Consider the following 14,706-nt stretch of genomic DNA (forward strand, 5'->3'; position numbering starts at 1 on the left):
GCCCTAGTGGGGATATGTGACCACCCGAAACGGGCAAGCAAGGGGAAATCATGAGCACGATCGACGCAACCTGGCTGGATGGCAGCCAGACACAATCCGGTTTGACCGACGCATGCGCCATGGCTGTGGGCGTGACCCAGATCAGCCTGATCGCCAAGGCAACCGACGGATTTCTCGTCGTCCAGGGCAGCGATGCCGGGCGCGAGAATTTCGATGACGCCGACATCTCGGCGATCTTTGTCACCTTCGCCGATACCGTCGCCCAGTACCCGCTGGCCGACACGTCGACGCTTCGCACCGCGGTGCTGTCGGCGCTGGCCGGACAATGGACAGCCAGCGCGACCATGGGCGCCAGCCCCTTCGACGAAACGGTCGAAGCACCGGCGCGTCTCATCTTCCATGTGCAGATTCCAGGATGGGGTTTCGAGCCTGCCCGGATCAAGTTCAAGTCTGAAGTGCCGGCCGGCGAATTCTGCGGCCTGGCCTGGCTGATGCTGAACGGCGCGACGTGCGAACCCTACAGTTTCGAGCTCTTTGCTAGTTGTGCGCAGGCCGGGGAGTATGATTACTCGCTTTTCATCAAGGCCTCGCAGGACGCAGGCAACCAGTCGACACGCGTCATTATCGATCCCAAGATCAAGGTCATTCCCTGATTGAAACCGCCCGGCCGCCGGGCCGGGACGGGCAGGACTGAATGACGCAACGCGACGACATTGCCGACCGGTTCAAGCAGGGCGATCTGGCACGGGCCTATGATCTGTGCCTGGACGCCCTGCGCCACCGGCCCGACGATCTGTGGCTGCGCCACCGGGCTGTCCTGTGTCTCATCCGTTCCGGCGCTCTGGAGCGTGCCGAGCGCGACTTCTATCGTTTCCGCCTCGCCGAAGCACGCCACAACGAGGACTGTCTGGCGCTCGGTGCGCGTCTTCTCAAGGCCATGGCCTTCGAGGCCAACGCGGAAGACTTCCCGACGCTGGCGCGATCGTCCGCGGATCGATACGCCGCAGTCTTCGAACAGACGGGCGGTCATTATCCCGGTATCAATGCAGCGACCATGGCTTTGCTGGCCGGCGATCGCGAGCGTTCGGTCGATCTTGCACGCCGGGTCCTGGAAAGCTGCCGCTCCGGCCTGCCGCTGGACCCCGAAGCCGCCTACTACCAGAAAGCCTCCGAGGCCGAAGCCCATCTCCTGCTCGCCCAGCCGGGCGCGGCCAATATGGCGCTGCGGTCCGCGATTGCGTGCGATCGCGAGAACTATCTCGCTCATGCGACGACGCTGCGCCAGCTGCGTCTGATCGCTGCGGCACTGGACATGCCCGACGCCTGGCTCGATGCGCTCGAACCGCCGCGGCCGGCGCATTATGCCGGTCATCTTTTCCGCTCGGGAGCCGGTGACGGGATGGTCGCGCCCGATCGTGAAGTGCGGCTCAAGACCGCCATCGCCACCCTGCTGGAGCGCGAGAATATCGGTCCCCTGCACGGGGCGCTCGCGGCGGGATCCGACATACTGATTGCCGAAGCGGGTCTGGCGGCCGGGTGCGCTCTGACCGTCGTTCTGCCGGTACCCGTTGCGGTCTTCATCGATGCGTCCGTGCGTCCCTACGGACAGGCCTGGGTGCGCCGGTGCGAGGTGTGTCTGGAAGCGGCTGCAGACATCGTGGAAGTCACGACCGACCGCCGGATCCTCTCCGAGTTCAGCCTCAATCATGCCAGCGTGGTCGCCATGGGCATGGCGCGGATGCGGGCGTCGGTGCTGGCCAGCACACCGGTCCAGCTGCTTGTCTTCGATGGCGAAGCCGGGCGTTCGGAATCCGGTACGGCCAGGGATGCCGCGGTCTGGCGCCAGTCCGGACTGCCGCAGCATATCCTTCGCTTCGAGCGCAGCGTGCCGTCGGCATCGCTGCCGGTCATCGCCGGCGATGCCGCAAGCGACGACTTCAATCTCGTGATCCGCACCATGCTCTTTCTCGACATTCGCGGTTCCACCTCCGTGCCCGACGATCGTATCCCCACCTTTGTCCAGAAGGTTCTCGGCAGGCTTGCGGAAGTTTGCGAGAGCGGGCCCGACCGCCCGCTCTATACCGACAGCTGGGGCGACGGGCTCTTCCTCGTCTTCGGCAGTGTCGCGGAGGCCGCGCGCGCCGCCGTCGGTCTGCGTCGCGCATTCGATGCGATCGACCTGGATGCGTTGGACCTGCCGCCCGGGCTCGGACTGCGGATTGGCGGCCATTGCGGGCCGGTGCAGGAGGGTATGGACCCGGTACAGAAACGGACGGCCCCGTTCGGCGGGCAAGTGGCTGTCGCTTCACGAATCGAGTCCGTGACGGTGCCCGGATCGATCTTCGTCAGCGAAGCCTTCGCCGCACTTCTGTCGATGTCCAGACCCGCCGAATTTCGATGCGAATATGTCGGCCGGACCGAAATCGATCCGCTGCTGCCGATGACACGTCTCTACGCGCTGCGCAGCGTCGCGCCCGGGTCTCCGGCATCGGGAGAAATCCGGGCGTCAGCTCGAACCGAGCATGCGGCTCAGCAGATCGGGATCGACCAGTTCGAATGACCGGTTATTGCGCTTGAGCAGGCCGCGACGTTCCAGATCGTTCACGGTGCGGGATGTGGTTTCGCGCGTGGTGTTCACGCGGCGGGCCAGTTCGGTCATGGACGGGGCGACCTGGATGGTCCGGCTGTTGCCGGCCTTGTCCGACGGTTCGGACATGCGCAGTAATTCCGCGTAGATGCGGCCCGGCGCCGACAGCGAAGACAGTTCGAACATGCGCTGTGTGGTGTGATGGATGCGGGTCGCCAGAATGCGGCACAGGGCCAGACCGATACTGCCATGCCGACGCAGCAGGTCGAAGAACTGTGCGCCGGTGAGTGCCGCGATCCGGCACGGTGTCTCCGCCACGATCTCCGAGGTTCGCGGTTTACCGGTCAGCGCTGCGAGCTCACCGAAGATGGCGCCGGCACCGAACCAGTCCAGCCAGATCTCCTGACCGTTCTCGGACAGCAATACCACGCGGACCGACCCCTCCAGCAGGATGAAGACATGATCCTCATCCTCTTCCTGGGCGATAATCGTGGTGCCGACCTCGACATGACGGATCTCGGACATCGCGATCAATGCCTCGCGGGCCCCCGGCTCGGGAATGTCAAGCGAGTCCAGGGCTATGGTCCAAGCCTCGTCCTGCTCCATCCGCATTTCTCCGAATCGATCCCGCACGTTTGCGAATGATAGTCGGGACCTGCCGGGAAAACCAAGGCACTCTGCCGGAGAAAGTACCGAACGAACGGGATTTGTCGCCAAGCGTGAGCTGAGAGGTTAGCGTGGAGTAAACAGTGTTCAGGCGGGGAGGTTCGAACATGGTGTGCAAACGGGCGACGATTATGGCCATGGCTGCTCTTCTTTTCGTGGCGGCGTGCTCCGGGCCTTCACCGCAACAGCCGCCGGAGATTTCAGCAAATGAGGCCGATACAGACGGGGCCTTTCCGGCAACCGCTGCGACCGGCCGTCTGAACGCGGAAATCGCGCGCGATCCCGCGCTGATCGACGATGAAGACTGGGCGCTGGTGCGGCGCGGTTTTGTCGCACGCGACGACGACCTGGATATCCGCGATGCTGACGGGCGTTCGATCTGGCGACCCGCCGACTATGCCTTCCTCGATGGGGAAGACGCGCCGGATACGGTTCATCCCAGCCTGTGGCGGCAGGCCCGCCTGAATGCCGAATATGGTCTCTACGAAGTTGTTCCGGGCATCTACCAGGTCCGCGGCTATGACCTGGCCAACATGTCGATCGTCGAGGGTGAGACCGGACGGATCGTCATTGATCCGCTGACATCGGTCGAGACGGCACAGGCGGCGCTGGCGCTCGTCGAGCGCGAGCTCGGCCCCAGGCCTGTATCCGCCGTCATCCTCACGCACAGCCATATCGACCATTTCGGCGGCGTCGAGGCGATCGAGGGCGCGTTGGGCGAGGGTCCTGTCCCTGTCATCGCGCCGGCCGGCTTTCTCGAGGAGGCCGTCAGCGAGAATGTCATGGCTGGTGTCGTGATGGCCCGGCGTGCCGGCTACATGTATGGCACGCATCTGCCGCGCACCGCACGCGGGCATGTCGGCTCCGGCCTTGGCAAGCATCCCGCACTGGGCCGCCACACCATCGCTGAGCCCGATATCATTATCGACCATACCGGCCAGATGCTGGAAATCGATGGTGTGCGAATGGAATTCCAGTACGCGCCGGACACCGAAGCCCCGGCCGAGCTGACGGTGTTTTTCCCGGATTTCCAGGCCTGGTGCGGCGCCGAGCTCGTCTCGCGCAATCTGCACAATCTCTACACACTGCGAGGCGCGCAGGTGCGCGACGCGCTGGCCTGGTCGGCAGGGATAGAGGAAGCCCGCCGCGTCTTCGGCGCGCGCGCGGAGGTGGCCTTCAACAGCCATCACTGGCCGGTCTGGGGCGCGGGCGATGTCGACGACTTCCTCGTCGCCCAGCGCGATATATACAAATACATCCACGACCAGACCCTGCGGCTGGCGGCCCGCGGCCTCGGGCCGGACGAGATCGCCGAGACGATTGTCTTGCCGGACGCGCTCGCCGGCCGGTTCGCCGTGCGCGGGTATTACGGCACGCTGCGGCACAATTCGCGCGCGGTCTATCAACGCTATTTTGGCTGGTATGACGGTGTTCCGGCCAATCTCGACCCTCTGCCCAGGGGGGAGGCCGCGCAGCGCTATGTTGATCTGCTTGGTGGTGCGGAGGCCGTCATCGCGGCGGCGGAGACCGCGTTTGCAGGCGGCGACTATCGCTGGTCCGCCGAGCTGGCCCAGCATGCAGTCTATGCGGTTCCGGGCAATGAGGCGGCCGCCGCCATCCTGGCACGCAGCTATGAACAGCTCGGCTACCGCGCCGAGTCGGCGCCCTGGCGGGATGTATATCTGTCGGCTGCCCGTGAATTGCGGCACGGCATTCCGCAGACAGACGCGGTGCGGGCATCGGAAGGTATTCTGGACGCGATCCCGCTCGACATGTTCTTTGCGGCGATGGCCACGCGGATCGACGGGCTGCGCGCTGCCCGCCAGAACCGTGTGTTCAACTTCGTCTTCACGGACGTCGGCGAGACACACGTCATCGAGCTGTCCAACGGGGTCATGCACCATCACCGCGGGGAGGCCCGGCCGGATGCGGATGCGACAGTCGAGCTGACCCGCACCTTCTGGATGCGCCTGCTGCAACAGGAGGCCGGCCTGCTCGACATGCTCGCCTCGCAGGAGTTTGCCATTCGTGGCGACCGGCGCGCGCTTCTGGGCTTCTTTGCCTTGCTGGAGCAGCCCGATCCGGACTTTCCGATCGTCACCGGGCGGCCTGATGCGCGTTGAAGCTTTTGCGCTGCGACGAAAACCTGATTAATTGCCGCGACAAAGGACATGAGGGGTATGGCGATGCGTGCACTGGCGACAGCAATTCTGGCGGCGCTTTTCGGAACCATCGGGGCGGGGGCGCAAACGGCGCCGCTGACGGTCCAGTATGATGATGCTGTTCCCAGCCTCCTGTCCGAATACGGCTACGAGTTCGGTGCCGAGATCACGCCGCCGGCCGAGGCTGTCGACTATCTCTATACGCTCGCCGAAGCATCGGCTGACCGGATGCGCGTTGTCGAATACGCCCGCAGCTGGGAGGGCCGTCCGCTCGTCTATGCCGTGATCGCCCGTCCCGAAACGATGGACCGGCTCGACACGATCCAGTCCGGCCTGCAACAGCTTGCCGATCCGGCAGGCCTGAATGCGGCGGACCGGGATCGTCTGATCGCCGACCTGCCGGCTGTCGTCTGGCTGTCCTATGGCGTGCATGGCGACGAAATCTCGTCGACCGATGCCGGCCTGCGCATGGCCTATCATCTGCTCGCCGCGCGCGGCGACGACGTGGTCGACACCATCCTGGACAATACGATCGTCATCATTGATCCGAGCCAGAATCCGGACGGCCGCAACCGCTTCGTCCAGTCCTTCCGGGCAGCGCGAGGGCTGTCGCCCAGCGAAGACCGGTTCACGGCCGAGCATGATCAGCCCTGGCCCGGCGGGCGGTTCAACCACTATCTCTTCGATCTCAACCGCGACTGGTTCGCCCGCACCCAGCCGGAGACGCGCGGACGCGTCGATGCCATCCTGGACTGGCGGCCCGTCGTGGTGGTGGACGCCCACGAGATGGGCGGGGACAGCAGCTATTTCTTCGCGCCGTCGGCGGAACCCTTCAATCCGAACATTGTCGACAGCCAGCGCGCCGCCCAGGCGCTGATCGGCCGCAATCATGGCGAATGGTTCGACCGTCTTGGATACGACTACTACACGCGCGAAGTCTTCGACGCCTTCTATCCCGGCTATGGTGACATGTGGCCGACCCTGCAGGGCGCCATCGCGATGACCTATGAACAGGCCTCGGCGCGGGGTCTGGAATGGCGCCGCCGTGACGGGTCTTTGCTGACCTATGCCGACGGGGTCGACCGTCACTTCATCGCCAGCCTTTCAACGGCGCAGGTGGTGGCCGAGAACCGGCCGCGCTTCCTGCGCGATTTCGTGGCTTTCCGGGACAGTGCTTCGACGAGCGCTGACGCGCCGCAAGCCGTGCTTCTGGACATCGCCTCTAATCGCTGGGGCGCCGAGCGCATGGCGCGGAACCTGGCAGCCCAGGATATTGCCGTGTCGCGGCTGGCGCCGGGTGCGTCGGCCTGTGGTGCAAGCTTCGAGGCGGGCGCTTTCCTCGTACGCTTCGACCAGCCCTCCGGCCGTCTCGCCCGCACCCTGATGGAAGCGACGACGGATCTGCCCGCCGACTTCATGCGTGAGCAGGAGCGCCGCCGCAGTGAAGGTCTGGGGCATGAGCTTTATGACGTGACCGCCTGGTCCTTGCCGCTGATGGGCAATGTGGATGCCGTCGAGTGCCGCCGTACGCCGGCGGTCGATGCCCAGCCGGTTAACGCTGAAATGCCGATCGAACGGATCGCCGGTGGTGGCTCGTCAGAGTGGGGCTATGTCATCCCCTGGAGCGATGCCGGCCAGGCCTATCTGGTGGCGGCTCTCGCCCAGGAAGGCGTGCCCATGCGCACGACGAATGCCAGCTTCCGCATCGGTGACATCACCTATCCGCGGGGCAGCGTCGTTGTGCCGCGTCATTCCGCGCCGGACGATCTGGACAATCTGATCACGCGGCTGGCGGCCGAGATCGGCGCGCGTTTCGACGGCATGCCCAGCAGCTGGGTCGATGACGGTCCCAATCCCGGTTCGGACAATTTCTACCCGGTGCGCGAGCCGCGGGTGGCGATGGCCTGGGGTGACGGAGTCGATCCGACCTCTGCCGGCGCGACTCGCTATGTGCTGGAACGCCGCTTCGGCATTCCGGTTGCGGTCATTCGCACAGGCACGATCAGCCGGGCCAATCTCGACAATTACGATGTCCTGATCCTGCCCGAGCAACGCTGGGGTCAGCTGGGTTCGGAACTGGGCGATGGCGGCCGGACGGCGATCCAGGGCTTTGCCCGCGGCGGCGGCGTCGTTGTCGGCCTGGGCGACGCGACCCGCTGGCTGGCGGACAGCGAGGTCGCGATGATGCCGGCCCAGCGCGAGCGCGCCGCAGACTCGCCCCGCGAAGCCTCGGCCAGTGGCGAGGTGATCGACGGACGGATCCTGGCGAACCGGGAAGAATTGCGTGCCAGCGAGACGGCTTCCGGCGCCATGCCGGATTCTTCGCCGGGCGCTCTGGCCCGCGTTGAAGCCAATCCGGATGTGTGGATGTCGGCGGGGTATGACCGCGGGGCGGCGGCGCTGGTGACCGGATCGGACATCTATGCGCCTGTCGAGATGGACGATGCCGATACCGCGCTGCGCTTTGCCGGCCCGGACGAGCTCGTTGCCGGCGGGTATCTGTGGGACGACTATGCCGGACAACTGGCCTACAAGCCCTTTGTCCTGTCGCGCAGCTATGGCAGCGGCCAGGTCGTGGCCTTCACCCAGTCCCCGACCACCCGGGCCTATCTCGACGGTCTTGATCTTCTGTTGCTCAACGCCGTGATCTTGGGCCCGTCGCGCTCCCGCGCCTTCCGCTAGCCAATCGCCTTGCAGCCTCCGGGGTTCCGCCCCGGAGGCTCAGGCTGACGAAGCTTTAGCCCTCGCCCTCGATTTCCTCGCGCAAGGCTTCCAGCTCCAACCACTGTTCTTCCTTTGCGTCGCGTTCGGCGAGGGCGTCGGCCAGCTGCTGGGAGACCTGGGCGAAGCGCGCGCTGTCGGCGAACAGCGCCGGGTCGCCCATCTGCGCTTCGAGCTTCGCGATGGTTTCGCCCAGCGCGTCGATCTCGCCCGGCAGGCGTTCCAGCGCATAGCGATCCTTGTTCGCCATCCGCCGTTTTTCCTGTTTGGGGGCCGCCGGTTGCGGTTTCGACGACGTAGCGGATGCCGGCTTGGCGGCGGCTACATTGCCTGTGCGGTCATCCGGCGAGACGCCACGGCCGCGCTGGGCGAGCATGTCGGAATAGCCACCGGCATATTCACGCCAGCGCCCGTCGCCCTCCGAGACGATGACACTGGTGCAGACCCGGTCGAGAAAGTCGCGATCGTGCGAGACCAGGAAGACCGTTCCGGCATAGTCGTCGATCAGCCCCTGCAGGAGATCGAGCGTTTCCAGATCGAGATCGTTGGTCGGTTCGTCGAGCACCAGCAGGTTGGAGGGCAGGGCCAGGGCGCGGGCGAGCATCAGGCGGGCCTTCTCGCCGCCGGACAGCACGCGCAGCGGCGTGTTGGCCTGTTCCGGCGGGAACAGGAAGTCCTTCATATAGGCCATGACATGCTTGGTCTTGCCGGCCACCTCGACCTGGCTGCCGCCGCCCTGGGTCAGCGCTTCCGACACGGTCCAGTCGTCCCTCAGAGCCACGCGCTTCTGGTCGAGGCTGGCGATCTCCAGCTTGGTGCCCAGGCGCACCTCTCCCTCGTCGGGTGCAAGCTGTCCGGTGAGGATGTTGAGCAGGGTCGTCTTGCCGGCGCCATTGGGACCGACCAGGCCGATCCGCGCCTTGCGGGCGATCTTGGTGGAGAAGTCCTTCACGATCGAACGGCCGCCAAAACCGATCGAGACATGCCGGGCTTCGGCGACCAGCTTGCCGGAATCCTGGGCCTGGCTCGCCTCCAGCTTCACCTGGCCCTGCGGCCCGCGATGGGTCGCGCGTTGGCGCTTGAGGTCCTGCAGGTCGGCGAGGCGGCGCACATTGCGCTTGCGGCGTGCCGTCACGCCATAGCGCAGCCAGTCTTCCTCGCGCACGATCTTGCGGTCGAGCTTGTGCAGTTCTTCCTGCTCCTGCTCGAACACCTCGTCGCGCCAGGCTTCGAAGGCGCCGAAGCCTTTTTCAAGCAGGCGCGTGCGGCCGCGGTCCAGCCACAGCGTCTTGCGGGTCAGGGTTTCAAGGAAACGCCGGTCGTGGCTGATCAGCACCAGGGCGGAACGGCAGGCGGCCAGCTCGCCTTCCAGCCATTCAATAGCGGGCAGGTCGAGGTGGTTGGTCGGCTCGTCGAGCATCAGGATATCGGGATCCGGTGCGAGTGCTCTGGCCAGCGCTGCACGACGGGCTTCCCCGCCCGAGATCACGTCGGGCTTTTCCTCGCCCGTCAGTCCGAGCTGTTCGAGCAGATAGTCGGCGCGATAGTCCATATCGCCCGGGGCCAGCCCGGCGACGACATAGTCCCGCACCGTCGCGAAACCGGTCAGGTCCGGGTCCTGTTCGAGATAGCGGATGGTCGCGCCGGGGTGCACGAAGCGATCGCCGCCATCGGCTTCGACCAGCCCGGCGGCGACTTTCATCAGGGTCGACTTGCCGGAGCCATTGCGGCCGACGAGGCACAGCCTCTCGCCTTCGCCGACCTGCATGTCGGCGCCGTCGAGCAGTGGCGTAACGCCAAAGGTGAGATGAATGCCCTGCAGGGTGAGAAGCGGTGGTGCCATGCGCCGACGCATACAATTGCGCGGGCCTGTCGTCACGGGTTTCCGGCATCGCGCACATTAAGGGGGGACAAAGGGAATAACCGTCCCTCTGGTGGGGTTTCTGTACAAAGGCTCATTTGTGCGCGAACCGGGACAGGCCTAGTCTTGCCCCAATTTTGCCATTTTCAGGGGAGGCGGCTCACAGGGGTCGCGACGGGATATGCTGGAAATCAACAATCTTACCAAGACTTACGCGGGCGGTGTGCGCGCCATGGACGGTGTCACGCTGAACATTCCCAAGGGCATGTTCGGTCTGCTCGGCCCGAACGGTGCGGGCAAGTCGACGCTGATGCGCACGCTGGCAACGCTGCAGGCGCCGGACAGCGGTACGGCGACGTTCGACGGTATCGACGTCGTGCGCGAACCCAAGGCGCTGCGTTCGGTGCTGGGCTATCTGCCGCAGGATTTCGGCGTCTATCCGCGCATGTCAGCCCGCGCGATGCTGGATCATCTGGCGGTGCTCAAGGGCATTTCCAACGGCAAGGAGCGCAAGAAGGTCGTCGAAGCCCTGCTGGAGCAGACCAATCTGACCCAGCATGCCGGCAAGTCCGTCGCCAGCTATTCCGGCGGCATGCGCCAGCGCTTCGGCATTGCCCAGGCGCTGCTCGGTGATCCGAAACTCATCATCGTCGACGAGCCGACCGCCGGCCTCGACCCCGAAGAGCGCAACCGCTTCCACAATCTCCTGTCCGAAATCGGCGAGAATGTCGTCGTCATCCTGTCGACCCATATCGTCGAGGACGTTGCCGATCTTTGCCCGGCCATGGCGATCATGAATGGCGGCAAGATCGTTGCGCAGGGCGCTCCGGCGGATCTGATTGCCCAGCTGAACGGCAAGGTCTGGGCGAAGACGGTGGCCAAGGGTGAACTGCCGGCTGTCCGCTCCCGTCTCAACGTCATCTCCGAACGCCTGACGATGGGCCAGGTTCTGGTGCGGGTCCTGTCGGACACCGATCCGGGCGAGGGCTTCGAAGCTGCGACGCCGGATCTCGAGGATGTCTATTTCGCCACCATCACCGACGGCCGCCGGGCCGCCAACGCTGCATAAGCGGCGCGAGGGAGGCTCAGCCATGCTCTGGAAAATCGCCGGATTCGAATTCCGGTTTCAGCTCTTTTCGCCGGCATCCATTGCCATTTTTGCGATCTTCTTCCTGCTCGTATTCGGCGGGGTGACGATCGACCAGATCCAGGTCGGCGGTGGTGGATCCGTCAACATCAACTCGCCCAATGCGCTGACCATCAACATCCTTGTCTTCTCGATATTCGGCGCGATCATACCGACGGTCTTCCTGTCGTCCGGCGTGTTGCGGGACTTCGGGTTCAAGACGTCTGAACTGTTCTATTCGCGGCCCGTGCGGGAATTCGATTTCGTGCTCGGCCGCTTCATCGGCGGTTTCGTGATCACGGCCCTGGTGTTCTCGGCCGTGCCGCTGGCCTTCCTCATCGGCAGCGTCATGCCCTGGCTCGACCCGGAACTGGTCGGGCCCACAAATCTCGCTTGGTATCCCTATCTCTTTGCCGTGTTCGGGCTGGTCAATCTGTGGGTGATCGGCACGATCCTGTTCACGGTCGCCAACTTCACGCGTTCGACCATTGCGACCTATGCGGCCTTCGTGGCGCTGCTGGTCCTCTATTTTGTCGGCGTCGGCCTGTCTCAGTCCCAACCGGACCTGCGTGACACGCTCGCGCTGATCGACCCCTTCGGTTTCAACACATTCGGCGAGGTTACGCGCTATTGGACGGTGTTCGACCAGAACGAGCGGGTTGTCGCCTTCGAAGGCGTGATGATGCAGAACCGCCTGCTCTGGATCGGCATCGGCCTGGTGCTGCTGGCGATCAATGTCGCGACCTTCCGCTTCCGACAGGGCAGTTTCAAGCTTCCCGGCCGCAAGGCCGCGGGCGCCGTTGCTCCGGCCGGCGCGGCCAATGCCATCTCCGAAATCGAGCTGCCGCGCGTGACGCCGAAACTCGATGGTGGAGCCGCCTTCCAGCAATTCCTCGCCCGGCTCAGCTTCGAGTTCAAGGGCGTGGTGTTCAACGTGGCCTTCTGGATCCTTCTGGTCCTGGGTCTGCTCAACACCGTTCCGGGCTTCTTCCTGGGCAATGAATATTACGGCACACCGAATTACCCGGTGACGCGGATCATGATCGACGTCATCAACGGGGCCTTCTCCTGGCTGCCCAGCGTTGTGGTGATCTATTATGCGGCGGAAGTGATGTGGCGCGAGCGCCGGGTCGGCTTCTCCTACATCGTGGACGCGACGCCGACACCGAGCTGGGTGTTCATGGCGACCAAATTCCTCGCGCTCTGCCTGGTTGTCGTCAGCCTGATCGGCCTGGCTCTGCTTGCCGGTGGCGTATCCCAGATGATCCAGGGCTTTGCTCCGGTTGAGTGGGATCAGTACGCCCTGCGCGGCCTGGTCGGGATGATCCTGCCGACGGCGATTTTCGCAGCCTTGGCGATCTTCGCCCAGGTTCTGATGAATAATCGCTGGCTGGGCATGGCCTTCATGCTGGTCTTCCTGATCGTCTCCATCGTGATGTCGCAGATGGGGCTCGATCACAATCTCTACCAGTATGGCGGCACGCCCGGTGCGCCCTATTCGGACATGAACGGCTATGGCCACTTCCTCGGCATTTCGCTGTGGTTCTATGCCTACTGGTCGTTCTGGGCGCTGCTTCTGCTCGTCCTGTCCTACCGGCTCTGGAGCCGCGGGTCGCTGTCGCCGATCCTGGCCCGTCTCGGGGCCTTCGGCCGCGGCATGACGCCGGCAACGGCGGGTCTGATCGTTGTCGCCCTGGCCGGCATTGCCGGCACAGGCGGCTGGATCTTCTACAACACGAATATCCGCAACGAGTACCTGTCCTCTAACGACTTCCGCGGGCTGCAAGCCGAATATGAGCGGGAGTATCTCTATCTGCAGGACGTCGACCAGCCGACCATCGTGGAAACGGCCTATGAGGTGGACATCTACCCCTCCGAGCGTCGCTATACCGCGCGTGGCCAGTATGTGCTGGAAAACCAGACGGACGCGCCGATCGATACGCTGTGGGTGTCCTATGGCTACGGTACGACGGTGCTGTCGCAAGAGGTGCAGGGCGGGCAGGCCGACGCGGAGGATATGCGTTTCCTGACCTATTCCTTCCGCTTCGACACGCCCATGCAGCCGGGCGAGACGCGCACGTTCGGCTTCTCGGTCGAGCGGGCCAATCCCGGTTTCCGCAATGCGGGCAATGTCAGCACGGTCAATTACAACGGCACCTTCTTCAACAATGGCGAATCGATGGCCAATATCGGCTTCAACGGCAATTGGCGTCTGCAGGATCGCCAGCAACGCCGGCGTGAAGGACTGGAACCGATCGACCGGGCCTTCCCGCTGGAAGACGAAAGCCATTGGGACGAGAACGGTCTGACCGGGTCCCACTACGTCACCTTCCGCACGATCGTGTCGACCTCGGCCGACCAGATCGCCGTCGCGCCGGGCTATCTGGAACGCGAATGGGAGGAGAATGGCCGCCGGTACTTCGAATACGTGATGGACCGGCCGATCCTGAACTTCTACTCGTGGCTCTCTGCCGATTATGCGGTGGCCGAGCAGGAGCAGGACGGGATCGATCTGCAGGTCTTCTACCATCCCGACCACGCCTGGAATGTGGACCGGATGCTCGAGGCCTCGGCCGACTCACTGGCCTATTTCTCGGAGCATTTCAGCCCCTTCCAGTACCGCCAGTTCCGGATCCTGGAATTCCCGGCCTACCAGACCTTCGCCCAGTCCTTCCCCAACACGATCCCGTATTCCGAGGGCATCGGCTTCATCGCAAACCTCTCGGACCCGTCGGATATCGATTATGTCTACTACGTGACCGCGCACGAGGCGGCTCACCAGTGGTGGGCACACCAGGTGCTGGGGGCGAATGTGCAGGGTTCCACCATGCTGGTGGAAACCTTCGCCCAGTACTCGGCGCTGATGGTGATGCGCGAGGAATATGGCGAAGACCATATGCGCCGCTTCCTCAAATACGAGCTCGACAGCTATCTGTCGGCTCGCGGCTCCGAGTCGATCGAGGAATTGCCGCTCTACCGGGTCGAGAACCAGGCCTACATCCACTACCGCAAGGGTGCCGTGATCATGTATGCCCTGGCCGATTATCTCGGCGAGGATGTGGTGAACCGCGTCATGCAGCAGCTGATCGCCGAACGGGCCTATTCCACCGACCCGTATGCTACCACGCTCGACTTCCTGCGCATCCTGCGCGCCGAAGCCGGGCCGGAATGGGAAGGCGTGATCCACGACTTCTTCGAGCGCATCGTCCTGTTCGATCTGGAGGTCACATCGGCGACCGCCACCGAACGCGAGGACGGGCGCTGGGATGTGGCCCTGGAGATCGAGGCGCACAAGTTCGAGGCCGACGGGGCCGGCGAACAGACCGAGGAGGATATCGACTACATGATCGATATCGGCCTGTTCTCGGAGAATCTCGACGATGCCTATGAAGGCAGCGATCACGTGCTCTACATGGAGAAACACCGGATCGACGAGACCACAATGCGCATCGAGCTCATCGTCGACGAGCAGCCGCTCTATGCCGGTATCGATCCCTACAACAAGCTGATCGACCGCGACTCCGACGACAATCTCGTCCGTGTGACAGTCGAATAGCGAAAGCAGAAAACAGAACGGCCGGTC

At 64.2% G+C, this 14,706-nt stretch carries 8 protein-coding genes; 6 read left to right on the forward strand and 2 right to left on the reverse strand.

Translation table 11 applies throughout. From position 1 onward, the window contains the following. Positions 1–50: 50 nt before the first annotated feature. Together ABJO18_RS08730 and ABJO18_RS08735 are read left to right on the forward strand one after the other, a co-directional pair. The gene (locus tag ABJO18_RS08730; RefSeq protein ID WP_348507835.1) at positions 51–653 is read left to right on the forward strand and encodes a hypothetical protein; all 603 of its coding nucleotides are present in this window, start codon (positions 51–53) and stop codon (positions 651–653) included. 41 nt (positions 654–694) lie between these two features. Next, positions 695–2,560, forward strand: a complete 1,866-nt coding sequence (locus tag ABJO18_RS08735) for an adenylate/guanylate cyclase domain-containing protein (RefSeq protein WP_348515837.1) — start codon at positions 695–697, stop codon at positions 2,558–2,560. Here the strand turns inward: ABJO18_RS08735 and ABJO18_RS08740 are convergent. Beyond that, positions 2,507–3,193, reverse strand: a complete 687-nt coding sequence (locus tag ABJO18_RS08740; protein WP_348507837.1) for a Crp/Fnr family transcriptional regulator — start codon at positions 3,191–3,193, stop codon at positions 2,507–2,509. The two genes, ABJO18_RS08735 and ABJO18_RS08740, sit on opposite strands and share 54 nt — an antisense overlap. Positions 3,194–3,390: 197 nt before the next feature. Between ABJO18_RS08740 and ABJO18_RS08745 the strand changes: the two genes are divergently transcribed. Together ABJO18_RS08745 and ABJO18_RS08750 are read left to right on the forward strand one after the other, a co-directional pair. Then, a complete protein-coding gene (locus tag ABJO18_RS08745; RefSeq protein ID WP_348515838.1) occupies positions 3,391–5,376 on the forward strand; it encodes an alkyl sulfatase dimerization domain-containing protein in 1,986 nt (661 codons plus the stop codon). Between the two features lie 57 nt (positions 5,377–5,433). Beyond that, entirely contained in the window at positions 5,434–8,097 is a 2,664-nt protein-coding gene (locus ABJO18_RS08750) for a M14 metallopeptidase family protein (protein WP_348506323.1), read from the forward strand. 55 nt (positions 8,098–8,152) lie between these two features. On the opposite strand, the gene ABJO18_RS08755 is transcribed toward ABJO18_RS08750, so the two are convergent. Further along, positions 8,153–9,979, reverse strand: coding sequence for an ATP-binding cassette domain-containing protein (locus ABJO18_RS08755; protein WP_348506325.1), 1,827 nt, complete (start codon positions 9,977–9,979; stop codon positions 8,153–8,155). A 199-nt stretch (positions 9,980–10,178) separates the two neighbouring features. Here ABJO18_RS08755 and ABJO18_RS08760 point away from each other — a divergent pair, with 199 nt between their 5' ends. Next, positions 10,179–11,066 carry an ABC transporter ATP-binding protein gene (locus ABJO18_RS08760; RefSeq protein WP_348506327.1) on the forward strand — a complete coding sequence of 296 codons (888 nt, stop codon included), beginning with the start codon at positions 10,179–10,181 and terminating at the stop codon, positions 11,064–11,066. Between the two features lie 22 nt (positions 11,067–11,088). Continuing rightward, positions 11,089–14,679 carry a M1 family aminopeptidase gene (locus tag ABJO18_RS08765; RefSeq protein WP_348506328.1) on the forward strand — a complete coding sequence of 1,197 codons (3,591 nt, stop codon included), beginning with the start codon at positions 11,089–11,091 and terminating at the stop codon, positions 14,677–14,679. Positions 14,680–14,706 lie beyond the last annotated feature (27 nt).

The sequence above is a fragment of the Maricaulis sp. genome (assembly GCF_039978735.1).
Classification (GTDB): Bacteria; Pseudomonadota; Alphaproteobacteria; order Caulobacterales; family Maricaulaceae; genus Maricaulis.

What these genes read in the sequence shown, in the direction of transcription:
- ABJO18_RS08730 (WP_348507835.1), top strand. Translation starts at nt 51, where the DNA reads ATGAGCACGATCGACGCAACCTGGCTGGATGGCAGCCAGACACAATCC.
- ABJO18_RS08760 (WP_348506327.1), top strand. Translation starts at nt 10,179, where the DNA reads ATGCTGGAAATCAACAATCTTACCAAGACTTACGCGGGCGGTGTGCGC.
- ABJO18_RS08735 (WP_348515837.1), top strand. Translation starts at nt 695, where the DNA reads ATGACGCAACGCGACGACATTGCCGACCGGTTCAAGCAGGGCGATCTG.
- ABJO18_RS08765 (WP_348506328.1), top strand. Translation starts at nt 11,089, where the DNA reads ATGCTCTGGAAAATCGCCGGATTCGAATTCCGGTTTCAGCTCTTTTCG.
- ABJO18_RS08755 (WP_348506325.1), bottom strand. Translation starts at nt 9,979, where the DNA reads ATGGCACCACCGCTTCTCACCCTGCAGGGCATTCATCTCACCTTTGGC.
- ABJO18_RS08740 (WP_348507837.1), bottom strand. Translation starts at nt 3,193, where the DNA reads ATGGAGCAGGACGAGGCTTGGACCATAGCCCTGGACTCGCTTGACATT.
- ABJO18_RS08745 (WP_348515838.1), top strand. Translation starts at nt 3,391, where the DNA reads ATGGCTGCTCTTCTTTTCGTGGCGGCGTGCTCCGGGCCTTCACCGCAA.
- ABJO18_RS08750 (WP_348506323.1), top strand. Translation starts at nt 5,434, where the DNA reads ATGGCGATGCGTGCACTGGCGACAGCAATTCTGGCGGCGCTTTTCGGA.